We start from the raw sequence: 15,216 nt of genomic DNA, 5'->3' as shown, positions 1-15,216 counted from the left end.
TAACTCGGTGAATATTCAGGCACTTCTTTCCGCAAAAGTCAGTCAGGCAATGGTTTTAGCCGGCGCACCCGCCGATTGCGAACCCCAGGTTCGTCAATCCGCCCGGGTTCAGTTTGGAGACTATCAGGCCAACGGCATTATGGCCGTGGCGAAAAAGCTGGGACAGGCACCGCGACAATTAGCGGAAACGGTGATTCAGCACCTCGACCTGACCGGCATCGCCAGCAAAGTCGAAATTGCCGGGCCGGGCTTCATCAATATCTTCCTTGACCACAACTGGCTGGCCAGTCATGCCCGGGAAGCGCTGCGTCTGCCGCGCCTTGGCGTGCAACTGGCCGAGCCCCAGACTATCGTCGTCGACTACTCTGCGCCTAACGTTGCGAAAGAGATGCATGTGGGCCACGTCCGCTCCACCATCATTGGTGACGCGGCGGTGCGTACGCTGGAGTTTCTCGGCCATAAAGTGATCCGTGCGAACCACGTTGGCGACTGGGGAACGCAGTTCGGTATGCTGATCGCGTTCCTGGAAAAGCAGCAGAATGAAGATCATGCAGAGATGGCGCTGGCCGATCTCGAAGGCTTCTACCGTGAAGCCAAGCGCACTTATGATGAAGATCCTGAGTTTGCCGAGCGCGCGCGCAGTTATGTGGTGAAATTACAGGGCGGCGATGACTATTGCCGCCAGATGTGGAAGAAGCTGGTCGACATCACCATGAGTCAGAACCAGAAAATCTATGACCGCATGAACGTCACGCTGACGCGCAATGATGTTATGGGTGAAAGTCTCTATAACGATATGCTGCCTGGCATCGTCTCCGATCTGAAACAGAAAGGCTTAGCGGTAGAGAGTGAAGGTGCGACCGTGGTGTTCCTGGATGAATTCCAGAACAAAGAGGGTGAACCGATGGGCGTCATCATCCAGAAAAAGGATGGCGGCTACCTCTACACCACTACCGATATCGCCTGTGCGAAATATCGTTACGAAACGCTGAAAGCCGATCGTGTACTCTATTACATCGACTCACGTCAGCATCAGCATCTGGTTCAGGCCTGGACTATCGTCCGTAAAGCGGGTTATGTGCCGGAATCTGTTCCGCTGGAGCACCATGCGTTCGGCATGATGCTGGGCAAAGATGGCCGTCCGTTCAAAACCCGCAGCGGCGGCACCATCAAGCTCTCCGATCTGCTGGATGAAGCCTATCAGCGTGCCTACACGCTGGTGCGTGAGAAGAACCCGGAGATGAGCGAAGCGGAAGTGAAAACGCTGGCGGAAGTGGTTGGCATCAGCGCGGTGAAATACGCCGACCTGTCAAAAAGCCGTACCACCGATTACATTTTCGACTGGGACAACATGCTGGCGTTCGAAGGCAATACCGCGCCTTACATGCAGTATGCCTATACCCGCGTTCTCTCCGTGTTCCGCAAGGCGGGCATTGATGCCGATTCGCTGGATGCGGAAATTGTGATCAGCGAAGAGCGTGAAGCGCAGCTGGCCACCCGTCTGCTGCAGTTCGAAGAGGTCATTACTCAGGTCGCTCGTGACGGCACGCCACACGTGATGTGTGCCTATCTCTACGATCTGGCCGGTCTGTTCTCCGGATTCTACGAGCACTGCCCTATTCTCACCGCAGAATCAGACACAACACGTCTGAGCCGACTGCAGCTGGCCGCGCTGACCGCGAAGACGCTGAAGCAGGGTCTGGATACGCTGGGCATCGACACCGTCGAGCGCATGTAACCTCTTAAACGGAGAGGGGTTTCCCTCTCCGTTGCTGAATTCGTATATCCGCTCTGATCTCCCGAACTTCGCAGCAGGATGGTGTTATGTCTGTAGCCGCGCACCTCATCAGCAGCCACCTTCCCACCATAAAACAGTTACAGTGCTTTCTGGCTGTTGCGCACGAGCTGAATTTTCGCCGGGCCGCAGAACATCTCAGCATGACGCAACCGCCGCTTACCCGTCAGATTCAGAGTCTGGAAGATCTGCTGGGCCACTCGCTGTTCAGCCGCACGACCCATGAGGTAACGCTCACCGATTCTGGCCGTGCGCTGGTCGCGAAAGCGGAAGCGATCCTGACTGCGCTGAATGCCCTGAAGCAGGATGCGCAGCCCGCCGCGGCCCGACTACGCATCGGGCTGACCCGCACGCTGAACTTTGAACTGATTTCGCCACTTAACCGGCTGCTCGCCGCTTTTCATGCCAGCGATGAGATGGAGATGCCCCGCCTGACCTCTCCTCAGCTGTTGCAAAGCCTGGGCAAAAACAGTCTGGATTTAATACTCACCGGAGAAAAGGGGTCGGATACGGAAGAGACCGTTCAGTACGCCTGGGTTTACCGTGAGCCGCTGCTGATTGCCATGCCGTCGGCGCATCCTGCCAGTGTGGCGGAACGGGTCTCGCTGGAAGCGCTGGCCGATCTGCCGCTGTTCTGGTTTGCCCGCAGCGCCAATCCGCTGTTTTACGATAAATGCGAGCGCTACTTCGCCACACTCAGCGTCACGCTGAAACGGGTAAGAGAGCCGGACGATTCCCTGCTGATGCTGTCACACATCGCCAGAGGAAAAGGATTCGCCCTGATGCCGCAGTCAAAATGCACCTTTAATCAGGCAGGTCTCTGTTACCGCCCGCTGAGAGAGGATGCGGCGCAGCAGCTGGCGATTGATGTTTACGCGGCGATTCGCGCCGATGAAAAAAATGAGGCGGTTCTCAATGCGCTGAGAGAACTCTCTCATCCCGGGAATGCGATAACGTCCGCATGATGCCGTGCCGCTGAAACGCAGCGAAGCACCACCACACTCTTCTCCCTTCTTAATCTCCGCTCAGCCTGTTGCTGAGAGCTTACTGTGTCGACACGCCGGATAGATGTCTGAAGCCCTTTCATCCGCCTGATACCTTTTTTGCATGACGGAAAGAGCAATTCATTGCTTTCACAGGGAGTGAAACAATCGCGTCTCACATACGAGGAGCGACAATGAAAAAGCGAACGTTAACTCAGGGTCTGGACGTCAGCGCAATCGGCTATGGCGCGATGGGGCTCAGCGAATTTTATGGTCAGACCGATGACCGTCATTCCCTGCAACTGCTCAGTAAGCTGCGTGATCTGGATATCACCTTTATCGATACCGCCGATCTTTACGGTCGCGGTCACAACGAGCAGTTGATAGGTCAGTTTCTTGCCGGGCTCAATCAGGCCGAACGGCTGAAGTTCACCGTTGCCACCAAATGTGGCATTGAACGTCCGGCTGATGCGGCCTATGCCCGCACCATCAACAATCAGCCGGACTACATTACCCGCTGCTGCCATGCATCACTGAAACGGCTAGGCGTTGAGCGTATCGATCTCTTTTATCTGCACCGGATCAGTCCGGCGACACCGATTGAGGAGAGCATGCAGTGTCTCAGCCGTCTGGTGCAGGAGGGAAAGATTGCCCGGATCGGGCTGTGTGAAGCATCGGCTTCAACACTGAATCGGGCGCAGGCGATCCATCCGCTGGCCGCGCTGCAAACGGAGTATTCACTCTGGACGCGTGACATCGAAGAGGAGATTCTCCCTATGGTGAAAAAGCTCGGTATCGGACTGGTGCCCTATTCGCCGCTGGGCAGAGGATTCCTGACGGGTAAATACCGTAAAAACAGCGATTTTGCCGAGGGTGATTTCCGCAAAAATAATGACCGTTTCCGGCAGGAAAATATCGATCACAATCTCCAGCTTCTTAACGCGGTGACGCCACTGGCTGAGAAATATCACGCCACCACCGGGCAGATTGCGCTGGCCTGGCTACTGGCCCAGTATGACAAAATTGTGCCGATACCGGGCACCAAACAGATCGCTTACCTTACTGAAAACGCGCAGGCCGCAGATATCGAGCTGGAAGAGGAAGATATCGGGTTGCTGAACGCTGTGCATCAGCAGATTGAAGTTAAAGGCGGTCGCTACTCTGAGGAGGGAATGAAGGGGGTGAACGCCTGAATACAAACTACGCACTTGTGCACTGTGCATCGGTGCGTTAAATTGTTTTCAGTGTGATACAGGGAGGTAATGAGGTGGCGACGTTAAGGAATATTGAAAGTTTCAGGGATGACTGGCTTAAGGATTATTTTTTATATGGCAAATTTTCCAAAAGAATACCGTCAAGCCTCTCATCAGCGCTGGCGCGAAAGCTCGACATCATCAATGCGGCGATTAGCTATAAGGATTTAAAGTCGCCGCCAGGCAATCGTCATGAGGAACTAAACCCGCCTCTCAAGGGATATGCTTCAATCAGGGTCAATGAGCAATATCGGCTGATCTTTAAATGGATAGAAGGTAAGGCCGTTGACCTTTATCTGGATGCTCATAGTTATAAAACGCACAAGCGATGAAAACTGAGCCTGGCTGCATCAGGCGCTGTAAGACAGCATGTAACACATCAACCTCTGTCAGTAATAAAGAGAGCAAGACTATGAACCAGGCGACCCGCAAACCGACCACTGTCGGTGACGTATTACTTTACGAATATCTGGAGCCAACCGGCCTGAAGATTCTCGACTTAGCGGAGATGCTAAAAGTGCACCGCAACACCGTCAGCGCCCTGGTCAACAATAACCGGAAGCTGACGCCGGATATGGCTTTCAGGCTGGCTGCAGCCTTCGAAACCAGCGTTGAGTTCTGGCTTAATCTGCAAAACAGTGTCGATATCTGGGAAGTGATGCATGATGCCAGGGCACAGGAGGAGATCAGTCGCGTAACACCGTTGAAGGATTTTCTGGTGCAGAAAGAGAATCAGCTGGCGTGAAAAGCTTTATAACGCACTGGTCATGACGGGATTTGAAACGGGTCAATTATCTGTCAGCCGCTGGGTCAGGGTTAGCATCGGTTTACAGCCAGGGTCATCACGTAACAAGGGAGCCAGGAGGCGATCTCCGGCTCGCCTTCAGTCAATTCAGCAACGATATCCTTACTCGTAATTGACCATTACTTCACTGCTCACCACCCGTAATCCGGGTGGCAGCGCCCCGCTTCCGGCGAAACCAAACACCATGTGCAGGGTCTCACCGGCGCTCAGATGTGCCAGCCCGCGCGTGGTGCCGCTTGCCCCCTCCAGGGAAGTGCAGCGCTGTTCGCCGCACAAGCGCACCTGCAGGCCGGACGGGGCCGGTCTGCTCAGCTGATAACGCCAGTTAATAACGCTGACCTCCCCGCCAATGTCGGCGGGCGGCGTCAGCGGCTGCGCCCGTTGCCAGCTGCCGCGGTTCGCCAGCAGCGGCCCATTGGCCGTGGCACTCCAGGCACCACCGGCCGCCTGCGCCATCAGTGGCAGCATCACGAATGCCATCACCAGCCAGCGCATTATTTACCTCCGATGGTGGCAGTCATACGGATCTGACGGTTGTCGCTCAGCTCCAGATTAGAGAGCACCACCAGCTGTGGCAGATTGCGGCGCAGGAAACGCGCCAGCAGCGCACGCAGCGGATGATTGACCAGCAGCACCGGCGGCGCGCCCAGCATCTCCTGACGCTGCAATGCCGCCTGTGCCTGACTTAACAGCCGATCGGCCAGACCCGGCTCCAGTCCGCCACCGCCCTGCAACGCCTGTAACAGCAGGCGCTCCAGCGTGGAATCGAGCCCGATAACCTGCACTTCGTCATTACCCGGGAACCACTGCTGAGTAATCGCACGGCCCAGCGCCACACGCACCACGCTGGTCAGCTCCTGCGGATCGCTCTGCACCGGCGCATGTTCCGCCAGCGTTTCGATAATGGTGCGCATATCGCGAATCGACACCCGCTCCACCAGCAGGTTCTGCAGCACCTTGTGCAGGGTGGTCAGCGAGATCACTCCCGGCACCAGATCTTCGGTCAGCTTCGGCATCTCCTGAGTCACACGATCCAGCAACTGCTGCGCTTCCTGACGGCCAAACAGCTCGCTGGCGAACTGGCCAATCAGATGGTTAAGGTGGGTTGCCACCACGGTACTGGCTTCAACCACGGTAAAGCCCTGAATCTGTGCCTGCTCTTTCAGCGCGCTATCAATCCAGACCGCCGCCAGTCCAAAGGCGGGATCAACGGTCGCTTCGCCTGGCAGACTTCCGGCAGCCGTGCCAGGGTTAATCGCCATCCAGCGGCCAGGATAGGCATCACCGCTGCCAATCTCCACCCCTTTCATCAGGATGCGATAGCGTGCCGGTGGCAGCTCCATGTTGTCGCGGATATGCACTACCGGCGGCAGGAAACCGACATCCTGAGCGACTTTCTTACGGATACTGCGGATACGTCCCAGCAGCTCACCGTTTTGCTGATGATCGACCATCGGAATCAGGCGATAGCCCACTTCCATGCCCAGCGTATCTTCCAGCTGCACATCGGTCCACGACGCTTCGGTGGCGGCTGGCGTGTCCGCCGTTTTGGCGATGCCGCCCGTGACTTCCACTTTCTTCTTCGGCTGCATTTCGCGGCCACGCAGCCACCAGGCCAGACCCAGTAAGGCGGCGGTGAACAGCAGGAAGACGAAGTTCGGCATGCCCGGCACCAGACCGAGCAGACCAATCACGCCGGCGCTCAGCATCAGCACGCGCGGATCTTTGAACAGCTGGGTGACCATCTGTTCGCCGACATCCTGATCGGTGGCAACGCGCGTCACGATAACACCGGCTGCGGTAGAGATAACCAGCGCCGGGATCTGCGCGACCAGACCATCACCGATGGTCAGCAGCGTATAGGTCTCTGCGGCATGACCCACATCCATACCGTGCTGCACCACGCCCACCAGCAGGCCGCCGATGACGTTGATCACCATGATCATGATACCGGCGACGGCATCACCACGAACGAACTTACTGGCACCGTCCATCGAACCGTAGAAGTCCGCTTCCTGGGTCACTTCGGCACGGCGGCGTTTGGCGTCATCTTCACCGATCAGACCGGCGTTGAGGTCGGCATCGATCGCCATCTGCTTACCGGGCATCCCGTCCAGCACAAAGCGCGCGCCCACTTCGGCGATACGGCCAGCACCTTTGGTGATAACCATAAAGTTGATGATGACGAGGATGATAAACACCACGATACCGATGGCGAAGTTACCGCCCACCAGGAAGTGACCGAACGCTTCAACCACCTGTCCTGCCGCGGCGGCACCCGTATGCCCTTCCATCAGGATGATACGGGTTGAAGCCACGTTCAGCGCCAGACGCAGCAAGGTAGAGAACAGCAGAATGGTCGGGAACGCCGCAAACTCCAGGGTCCGCTGGGTGAACATCGCCACCAGCAGGATCATGATCGACAGCGCAATGTTAAAGGTGAACAGCAGATCGAGGATGAACGGCGGTAATGGCAGAACCATCATCGACAGGATCATCAGGATCAGTACCGGCCCGGCCAGCACCTGCCACTGCATATCTTTAAAGTTGCCCGGTAAACGTAGTTTTGCGGCCAGGTTATTAGCCATCGTTTTTGCTCTCTCCTGCAAAGTCCATCTCTGCCGGAACCGGCAGGTTTTTTGGTTTGGTTGGGATCAGGCCGCCTTCGCGCTTCCAGCGACGCGACTGCCAGACCCACGCCAGCACCTCGGCCACGGCGGCATAGAGCGCGCCGGGAATGTGCTGACCAATTTCAGTATGTCGGTATAACGCACGCGCCAGCGGCGGTGCTTCCAGAACCGGGATGCGGTGTTCGGCAGCCAGTTCACGAATTCTCAGGGCGATCTCGCCTGCGCCTTTCGCCACCACTTTCGGCGCACTCATCTTCTTCTCGTTGTACTGCAGTGCCACCGAGTAGTGCGTCGGGTTGGTGACGATGACATCGGCTTTCGGCACATCCGCCATCATTCGGCGTCGCGCTGCGGCGCGCATCTGCTGCCGGATGCGCCCTTTAACGTGCGGGTCACCTTCCTGCTGCTTATGCTCGTCGCGGATCTCCTGCATCGACATCTTCAGCTTTTTAAAGTGGCTGTGCAGCTGCCAGAAGACGTCATATCCGACCATCGGGATCAGCCCCAGCATCACCAGCGAACAGCAGACTGCGATCATCTCCATGCCGTGAATCAGCGCGGTGACGGGCGCTTCGCTAATCAGCCGCAGCATCTCGGGCCAGTGGCTCCAGATGTACCACCAGCCCACCGAGCCAACCAGAATAGTCTTGAGGATGCCTTTAAACAGTTCGGTCCAGGCCTGCGCCGCAAACATTCGCTTGAACCCAGCCATCGGGCTCATCTTCTTCAGGTCGAACTTGATCGATTTACCGCTGAAAACGATACCGCCCAGCAGCATGGGCGCGGCGATTGCCACCAGCACCAGACCGCCCATCAATGGCAGCAGCGCCATCAGTGCCTGCGTGATCAGGCTGCCGATGTGGCTGACGATAATTTTGTCATCTCTGACCATGCCGTGATCAAAACGGAGTCCGGTGGCGACCATCGCCGCCAGCCGGTGCGCCATCATGTTGCCGCCCATCCACAGGATCATGATGCCGGCCAGCAGCATCAGTACGGATGTGAGTTCGCGCGAACGCGGAATCTGGCCCTCTTCACGCGCTTTCTCAAGTCGGTGGGCCGTGGGCGATTCTGTTTTGTCTTCGTCGCTATCTTCAGCCACGACAAACCTCGGTTGGCAGGAATTCTGAGCATAGGATGACAAATCTGGCTTAAGTTAAAGCGGAGATAAGATGAAGAAAACAGGCGTTCTTTCGGGGATGGGTCTGACAATGCGGAACGGGGCCACCCGAAGGTGACCCTGTTTATTATAATCTGCAGCTGTTTCACCCGCCCGCAGGCGGACGAAACCTAGAACCCTAAGCTGTCCAGCAGGTCATCAACCTGATCCTGGTTCGCCACCACGCCCGGTGCATCGGCGTGAATCTGCGGACCGTTCAGCAGGCTGGTGCCTTCCTGACGCTTCTCAGCGCTGACTTCTGGCATATTCTCCAGCAGCACCATTAACAGCTGGCGCTCAATTTCCTGGATCACATCCATCATGCGCTTGATCACCTGACCGGTCAGGTCCTGGAAATCCTGCGCCATCATGATTTCAAGCAGCTGCTTGTTGGTAAAGGCGGTATGCTCTGGCACGGCGGTGAGGAATGCGCGCGTATCCGTCACCAACTCCCGCGCATCACCCAGTTCAATCGGGTTCTCAAACCACTCATCCCAACGCCCTTTCAGCTGGGTTGCCCCGGCTTCCATCTTATCCTGATGGGGTTGTGCTGCTTCAACACAGTTCAACGCACGGTCAGCGGCCTGCGCCGTCATCTGCACAACATAATCCAGACGGTCGCGGGCATCAGGAATGGCTTCAGCCGCATCGGCTATGGCTTTATCCAGCCCCAGCTCGCGCAGGCTGTCGCGCAGCATGCGCGTCAGAGAGCCAATACGTGAAATGATGTCGTGTGCCGCGGCATCCTCAGTTGGTTTCGGAAAGTCGCTCATCACATCCCCTTACATGCCCAGTTTTTCGAAAATTTTACCCAGCTTTTCTTCCAGGGTTGCCGCAGTGAATGGCTTCACGACATATCCGCTGGCACCGGCCTGGGCGGCGGCGATAATGTTCTCTTTCTTCGCTTCCGCGGTCACCATCAACACCGGCAGCGAACTCATTGCCGCGTCGGCACGAATGGTCTGCAGCAGCTGCAGGCCATCCATGTTTGGCATGTTCCAGTCGGAAATCACGAAGTCGAAACCACCCGCTTTCAGTTTGCCGAGGGCATCCACACCATCTTCCGCTTCTTCTACGTTATTGAAGCCCAGCTCTTTCAGCAGGTTACGCACAATACGACGCATCGTATTGAAGTCGTCTACTACCAAAAAGCGCATGTTTTTATCAGCCATATCTACTCCTGAGTTGTCTCGCCCGGCGGGACGGGCCTGTTAAATACGCAATGCCTGTCCGGCGCTAATTTTCGCCAGCATGTGCTGGCTGATGTTGCTTAAATCCACGACTTCGCTCACGCCGCCTGTGGCAATGGCCTCACGCGGCATGCCAAATACCACACAGCTGGCTTCGTTCTGGGCGATAGTCCAGGCGCCTGCCCGATGCATTTCCAGCATCCCGGCGGCACCGTCGTTGCCCATGCCGGTGAGGATGACCCCCACCGCATTTCGTCCGGCGTAAGTTGCCACCGATTTAAACAGCACATCCACAGAGGGTTTGTGCCGGTTAACCGGTGGCCCTTCATTCAGTTTCACCACATAGTTGGCGCCACTTCGGGCCAGCTCCATGTGCATTGCGCCTGGCGCAATGTAGGCATGGCCTGGCAGAATACGCTCACCATCTTCAGCTTCTTTTACCGTGATCTGACACAACTTGTTCAGACGTTCGGCAAAAGAGCGGGTAAAGCCTGGCGGCATATGCTGGGTAATCAGCAGTGCCGGGCTGGTCGCCGGTAACGGCTGCAGCACATGGCGAATCGCCTCGGTACCCCCGGTGGAGGAGCCAATCGCAATCAGCTTCTCACTACTCAGCAGCGGGCCCGCTTTCAGCGTCGCCGGCACCGGCATCGCTGTACGGTTGTGCAGTCGGGCACGGGAGGCTGCACGAATTTTGTCGCCAATCATCTGGCTGTAAGACAGCATCCCTTCGCGGATACCGAGCTGTGGCTTGGTGACGAAATCCACCGCTCCCAGCTCCAGCGCGCGCAGGGTAATTTCAGAGCCTTTCCCGGTCAGCGATGAAACCATCACCACCGGCATTGGCCGTAACCGCATCAGTTTTTCCAGGAAATCGAGGCCATCCATGCGCGGCATTTCCACATCCAGCGTCAGCACCTGCGGATTGAACTGCTTAATCAAATCGCGGGCGACCAGCGGATCGGGCGCCGTAGCGACCATCTCCATATCCGGATGGCTGTTGATGATTTCAGTCATCAACTGCCGCATCAGCGCAGAGTCATCTACGCACATCACGGTGATTTTGCTCATCATCTTTCCTTCGTCAGTCCATAGACGGTTTGCCCGCGCAGCCAGAACTCTTTACTGATCTGACTGAAGTTTTCTGAATGACCGGCGAACAGAATGCCGCCCGGCTTCAGTAGCGGGACAAACCGACGCAGAATCTTCTCCTGCGTCTCTTTATCGAAATAGATCATCACGTTGCGACAGAAAATAGCGTCGAACTGACCCGGCAGCGCCCAGTCATTGGCCAGCAGGTTAAGCTGCGCGTAAGTGACCATATTGGTCAGCTCGGGACGCGCCCGCACCATACCGGCATGAGGACCGGTGCCGCGCAGGAAGTAGCGCTGCATTTGTGCGGGTGACAGCGTGCGCAGCTCCTCCTGGCGATAAACACCCGCCACCGCTTTTTCCAGCACCTGGGTGTCGATATCGCTGGCATGAACCTGGAACTTGCCCGGTCCGGTGCCCAGCGCTTCCGCCAGCGTCATGGCGATGGAGTAAGGCTCTTCGCCGGTTGACGCTGCGGTACTCCAGACGCTGAAGTTGCCCTGTCGCTTACGTGCATGCTCCGCCAGAATCGGGAAGTGATGCGCTTCGCGGAAGAACGCGGTCAGGTTAGTGGTCAGGGCATTGATAAACGCCTGCCACTCGGCACTGTTCGGATCGGACTCCAGCAGCGCCAGGTAGCGACCGAAATCATCGATATTCAGCGTACGCAGGCGACGAACCAGACGGTTGTAAACCATCTCACGCTTGTGATCGGCCAGTACGATACCGGCACGCTGATAGATCAGCTGGCTGATACGACGAAAATGCGTATCGGAGAGCGGTAAACGCTGCACCATTTGCGACAGCAGCGTTGTCGTCTCATTTTGATCTAAAATTGTCGATTTTTTCATCTCTGCACCTGGCCCGAACTCAATACATTATTTGTCTGCTGCGATGCCCGGCGGCTCAATGGCGGCCGGGCCACGGGCGTTTAAAAGGTTTCCCAGTTGTCGTCGCTGCGGGTAGCAGGCGAACGACCAACGGCTAACGGTGCATCTGACTGGAGAGTTTTCATCGCCGTTGTCTTGTTAACGGCCTGAGCGACAAATTCTTTACCAATATTGAACACTGATACCGCTTGTTTTAAGTGACTTGCCTGATCTTCGAGCGCTGCAGCCGCTGCCGCTGACTCTTCGACCAGTGAGGCGTTCTGCTGGGTGACGCGATCCATCTCGGTCACGGCAAGGCCCACCTGGTCAATGCCACGGCTCTGCTCGTCTGACGCTGAGGCGATCTCACCCATGATGTCCGTGACGCGGGTGACCGCGCTGACGATATTGCTCATGGTGTCACCGGCGCTCTCTACCAGCACCGAGCCGGTATTAACGCGGCTAACCGAATCTTCAATCAGACCTTTAATCTCTTTGGCGGCCTGGGCGCTGCGCTGCGCCAGGCTGCGCACTTCACCGGCAACGACCGCAAAACCGCGACCCTGCTCACCGGCACGCGCCGCTTCAACGGCCGCATTCAGCGCCAGGATGTTGGTCTGGAAGGCGATGCCATCAATCACACTGGTGATATCGGCAATCTTTTTGGAACTGCCCGCAATTTCTTTCATGGTGGTGACCACGCCATCCACCACTTTGCCGCCCTGCTGCGCGGTTTCAGAGGCAGTCAGCGCCAGCTTGGACGCCTGACGGGCGTTTTCGGCATTCTGCTTCACGGTCGCGGTGAGCTGCTCCATGCTGGCAGCGGTCTGCTCCAGCGAAGCGGCCTGCTGTTCGGTACGTGAAGAGAGATCGTTATTGCCGATGGAGATTTCACTGGCACCGGTATAGATGGCATCAGAGCCGTCTCGTACGGTTCGCACGGTACGGACCAGCTCCTGCTGCATGTGCTGCAGCGAAGTCAGTAACTCACCGATTTCGTTACGTACGCTAATCTCAACCGGCTGGGTCAGATCGCCCCGTGCGATGTGCTGGATATGCTCAATACTCTGACGCAGCGGACGGATCAGCACCGAGCGCATCACGTTCCACACCAGGATAATCATCAGCAAGGTCACTGCCAGCGTGGCGATAACGATAGTGATGGAGCGGGTATACGCGTGCTGGTTGGCTTCCACACCCTGCTGAGACAGCGCTTTATTGTGCTCAAGCCACTCGCTGTAATCTTTCTGGAACTTGTCCTGGTAGCTCTGGGTCGGCTGATCCACAAAACCTTTGAAATTGCCGGCGGTGAAGAAGACCATCAGCTCCGCCAGCGCATCGTGATAGGCCTTGTAGTTCGCCTGTAACGCCCGGACGTTTTCGGCCGTTTTGCCTTCTTCTGACAGGTTATCGTTGAATATCTGATAGCTGACTTCAGCCTGCTTCAGCTCCTCGCCCGCCAGGGCGACCAGCTCTTTCACGCTGGCACCCGAGCCCGACATCTGTGCATCCTGCAGAAAACGGATACCGGCGCGGTTAAGGGTGTTGCGCGCCTGAACCAGCGAAACCCATGAGGTGCCCATCGCCTGTTGCAGAGTATTCAGGCGTTGGTTGTAGGCAAAATTCTCTTTATCTGAACTGACAGTTTTGAAAAACATTCCGCCGGAAAACAGCTGCAGCAGCGCAAACAGCGCCAGCACACACAGCAGGCCGGAGACGACTCGTACTCGACTAAACATAAACACCTCATTGGTTGGCGATTCGTGTGTATTTATCGGCGGAGACGGGGGGAACTTTATGCATGGCGACGGCTTTACGCCGCCGCCATGTTGAAAGAGGAAAAAATCAGGCGCGGGAAATTTTGAAAACGGAGACGGCCTGGGTCAGGACGCTGGCCTGCTGCTCCAGTGCGGCCGCAGCGGCGGCAGATTCCTCAACCAGCGAGGCGTTCTGCTGGGTCACGCGATCCATTTCGGTAACGGCCAGACCGACCTGCTCGATACCGCGGCTCTGCTCATCGGAAGCGGAGGCGATCTCACCCATGATGTCGGTAACGCGGGTCACGGCACCCACAATCTCATTCATGGTGCTGCCGGCGCTTTCAACCTGCAGTGAACCGCTGTTGACGCGTGACACCGAGTCTTCAATCAGGCCTTTAATCTCTTTGGCGGCCTGAGCGCTGCGCTGGGCCAGACTGCGCACTTCACCGGCCACCACCGCAAAACCGCGACCCTGTTCACCGGCACGTGCCGCTTCAACCGCCGCATTCAGCGCCAGGATATTAGTCTGGAAGGCGATGCCGTCGATCACGCTGATAATGTCCGCGATTTTCTTCGAGCTGCCGGCGATCTCTTTCATGGTTGTGACCACGCCATTCACCACTTTACCGCCCTGCTGCGCGGTTTCGGAGGCGGTCAGCGCCAGCTGGGATGCCTGACGGGCGTTGTCAGCATTTTGCTTCACCGTGGCAGTGAGCTGCTCCATGCTGGCAGCGGTCTGCTCCAGCGAAGCGGCCTGCTCTTCGGTGCGGGCCGACAGGTCGTTGTTACCGGCGGCGATTTCGCTGGCACCGGTAAAGATGGCATCAGAGCCGTCACGCACATTCCCCACCGTCATCACCAGCGACTGCTGCATCTCATGGATGCCTGCTGCCAGCTGGCTCATCTCATTACGCCCCTCAACCACAATCGGCTGGGTCAAATCGCCAGAGGCAATAGCGCGAATCTGTGCCAGCAGCTGTTGCAGCGGCTGAATCAGCACCTGACGCAGGCCAAACCAGCAGGTAATAATCACCGCAAGCACCGCAACACCAATCGCGGCCAGCAGCCACATCATCTGTTTAAAGGCTTTCTGGTTCTGCTCCATTCCCTGATCGGAAAGCTCAGTCTGACGCGCACGCCATTTGTTGTAACTCTCCTGCATCGCGACCTGTTTCTGCTCAATGTTCTGTTTGAACATCCCTTCCAGGTCACGCGCCTGCAGGCTTTTTACCATCGCCTTCAGGCCGTTTTCGTAGTTAGCGTAATCCGCTTCAAGCGTGTCGCCCATGGTTTCGTCAAGACCTGACGTGGTTGGCAGATGGTAATAGATTTTAAAGTGGCGATCGGCTTCCGCTAACTGGGTATTGGCTTTGTTGATCAGCTCATCAAGCTGACCGCCGTTCATCTGCGAGGCCATGCTGGTCTGTAAGCGCAGCATGCCGCGGTTCAGCGTGGTACGGCTGTTGTTCAGTGAAATATAGGCGTCAGTCATCTCGGTGACATTGCGATTGGAGACCTGCGACAGCGCAAAGGACTCTTTGTCTTTATTGAGGGCTGACCAGAAAAGGCTGCCAGCGACTAACTGGAGCGCGCCAAAGATGACCAGGACTGCGATTAAACTGGTCACCACTTTTATTTTTTTTAACATCTTGTTCCCCTGCAGGTTAATTTAGGTGCAGC

At 56.7% G+C, this 15,216-nt stretch carries 14 protein-coding genes; 5 read left to right on the top strand and 9 right to left on the bottom strand.

Annotated elements, in window-relative coordinates; all coding sequences use genetic code 11:
* The first annotated feature begins 7 nt into the window (after positions 1–7).
* From argS to HFD94_RS04495, 5 genes are all read left to right on the top strand, one after another.
* Positions 8–1,738 carry an arginine--tRNA ligase gene (gene argS / locus HFD94_RS04515; protein ID WP_010258588.1) on the top strand — a complete coding sequence of 577 codons (1,731 nt, stop codon included), beginning with the start codon at positions 8–10 and terminating at the stop codon, positions 1,736–1,738.
* 86 nt (positions 1,739–1,824) lie between these two features.
* On the top strand, positions 1,825–2,760 hold the full coding sequence (locus HFD94_RS04510) for a LysR family transcriptional regulator (protein WP_122888762.1): 936 nt from the start codon (positions 1,825–1,827) through the stop codon (positions 2,758–2,760).
* 212 nt (positions 2,761–2,972) lie between these two features.
* Complete coding sequence (locus tag HFD94_RS04505) at positions 2,973–3,971, top strand: aldo/keto reductase (protein ID WP_122888761.1); 999 nt, start codon at positions 2,973–2,975, stop codon at positions 3,969–3,971.
* A 74-nt stretch (positions 3,972–4,045) separates the two neighbouring features.
* The gene (locus tag HFD94_RS04500) at positions 4,046–4,363 is read left to right on the top strand and encodes a type II toxin-antitoxin system RelE/ParE family toxin (protein ID WP_061901364.1); all 318 of its coding nucleotides are present in this window, start codon (positions 4,046–4,048) and stop codon (positions 4,361–4,363) included.
* An 80-nt stretch (positions 4,364–4,443) separates the two neighbouring features.
* The gene (locus HFD94_RS04495) at positions 4,444–4,776 is read left to right on the top strand and encodes a HigA family addiction module antitoxin (protein ID WP_010258577.1); all 333 of its coding nucleotides are present in this window, start codon (positions 4,444–4,446) and stop codon (positions 4,774–4,776) included.
* Between the two features lie 162 nt (positions 4,777–4,938).
* On the opposite strand, the gene HFD94_RS04490 is transcribed toward HFD94_RS04495, so the two are convergent.
* The 9 genes from HFD94_RS04490 to HFD94_RS04450 all read right to left on the bottom strand — a co-directional run bounded on the left by HFD94_RS04490 (position 4,939) and on the right by HFD94_RS04450 (position 15,184).
* Complete coding sequence (locus tag HFD94_RS04490; RefSeq protein WP_050679619.1) at positions 4,939–5,331, bottom strand: flagellar protein FlhE; 393 nt, start codon at positions 5,329–5,331, stop codon at positions 4,939–4,941.
* Complete coding sequence (gene flhA, locus HFD94_RS04485) at positions 5,331–7,424, bottom strand: flagellar biosynthesis protein FlhA (protein ID WP_010258569.1); 2,094 nt, start codon at positions 7,422–7,424, stop codon at positions 5,331–5,333. The genes HFD94_RS04490 and flhA overlap by 1 nt, the downstream gene beginning before the upstream one ends.
* Positions 7,417–8,568 carry a flagellar biosynthesis protein FlhB gene (flhB, locus tag HFD94_RS04480; RefSeq protein WP_010258565.1) on the bottom strand — a complete coding sequence of 384 codons (1,152 nt, stop codon included), beginning with the start codon at positions 8,566–8,568 and terminating at the stop codon, positions 7,417–7,419. The genes flhA and flhB overlap by 8 nt, the downstream gene beginning before the upstream one ends.
* Positions 8,569–8,756: 188 nt before the next feature.
* Positions 8,757–9,398 (bottom strand): protein phosphatase CheZ, encoded by a 642-nt coding sequence (cheZ, locus tag HFD94_RS04475; protein WP_003849160.1) that lies wholly within the window; start codon positions 9,396–9,398, stop codon positions 8,757–8,759.
* A gap of 9 nt (positions 9,399–9,407) precedes the next feature.
* Positions 9,408–9,797 (bottom strand): chemotaxis response regulator CheY, encoded by a 390-nt coding sequence (cheY, locus tag HFD94_RS04470; protein WP_010258559.1) that lies wholly within the window; start codon positions 9,795–9,797, stop codon positions 9,408–9,410.
* A 39-nt stretch (positions 9,798–9,836) separates the two neighbouring features.
* Positions 9,837–10,886, bottom strand: a complete 1,050-nt coding sequence (locus HFD94_RS04465) for a chemotaxis response regulator protein-glutamate methylesterase (protein WP_061901363.1) — start codon at positions 10,884–10,886, stop codon at positions 9,837–9,839.
* Complete coding sequence (gene cheR, locus HFD94_RS04460) at positions 10,886–11,758, bottom strand: protein-glutamate O-methyltransferase CheR (protein WP_010258551.1); 873 nt, start codon at positions 11,756–11,758, stop codon at positions 10,886–10,888. The genes HFD94_RS04465 and cheR overlap by 1 nt, the downstream gene beginning before the upstream one ends.
* A gap of 80 nt (positions 11,759–11,838) precedes the next feature.
* Positions 11,839–13,515 (bottom strand): methyl-accepting chemotaxis protein, encoded by a 1,677-nt coding sequence (locus HFD94_RS04455; protein ID WP_010258548.1) that lies wholly within the window; start codon positions 13,513–13,515, stop codon positions 11,839–11,841.
* A 106-nt stretch (positions 13,516–13,621) separates the two neighbouring features.
* Positions 13,622–15,184: a methyl-accepting chemotaxis protein gene (locus HFD94_RS04450; protein WP_010258545.1), complete on the bottom strand. Its 1,563-nt coding sequence runs from the start codon at positions 15,182–15,184 to the stop codon at positions 13,622–13,624.
* Between the last annotated feature and the right edge of the window lie 32 nt (positions 15,185–15,216).

The sequence above is a fragment of the Pantoea sp. EKM20T genome (assembly GCF_011800485.1).
Taxonomy (GTDB): Bacteria; Pseudomonadota; Gammaproteobacteria; order Enterobacterales; family Enterobacteriaceae; genus Pantoea; species Pantoea agglomerans.
Note: the sequence above shows the minus strand (reverse complement) of the source record. Positions and strands in the feature narration are given on the sequence as shown.

What these genes read in the sequence shown, in the direction of transcription:
- cheY (WP_010258559.1), bottom strand. Translation starts at nt 9,797, where the DNA reads ATGGCTGATAAAAACATGCGCTTTTTGGTAGTAGACGACTTCAATACG.
- HFD94_RS04450 (WP_010258545.1), bottom strand. Translation starts at nt 15,184, where the DNA reads ATGTTAAAAAAAATAAAAGTGGTGACCAGTTTAATCGCAGTCCTGGTC.
- HFD94_RS04495 (WP_010258577.1), top strand. Translation starts at nt 4,444, where the DNA reads ATGAACCAGGCGACCCGCAAACCGACCACTGTCGGTGACGTATTACTT.
- HFD94_RS04490 (WP_050679619.1), bottom strand. Translation starts at nt 5,331, where the DNA reads ATGCGCTGGCTGGTGATGGCATTCGTGATGCTGCCACTGATGGCGCAG.
- HFD94_RS04505 (WP_122888761.1), top strand. Translation starts at nt 2,973, where the DNA reads ATGAAAAAGCGAACGTTAACTCAGGGTCTGGACGTCAGCGCAATCGGC.
- cheR (WP_010258551.1), bottom strand. Translation starts at nt 11,758, where the DNA reads ATGAAAAAATCGACAATTTTAGATCAAAATGAGACGACAACGCTGCTG.
- HFD94_RS04465 (WP_061901363.1), bottom strand. Translation starts at nt 10,886, where the DNA reads ATGAGCAAAATCACCGTGATGTGCGTAGATGACTCTGCGCTGATGCGG.
- HFD94_RS04510 (WP_122888762.1), top strand. Translation starts at nt 1,825, where the DNA reads ATGTCTGTAGCCGCGCACCTCATCAGCAGCCACCTTCCCACCATAAAA.
- HFD94_RS04455 (WP_010258548.1), bottom strand. Translation starts at nt 13,515, where the DNA reads ATGTTTAGTCGAGTACGAGTCGTCTCCGGCCTGCTGTGTGTGCTGGCG.
- cheZ (WP_003849160.1), bottom strand. Translation starts at nt 9,398, where the DNA reads ATGAGCGACTTTCCGAAACCAACTGAGGATGCCGCGGCACACGACATC.
- flhA (WP_010258569.1), bottom strand. Translation starts at nt 7,424, where the DNA reads ATGGCTAATAACCTGGCCGCAAAACTACGTTTACCGGGCAACTTTAAA.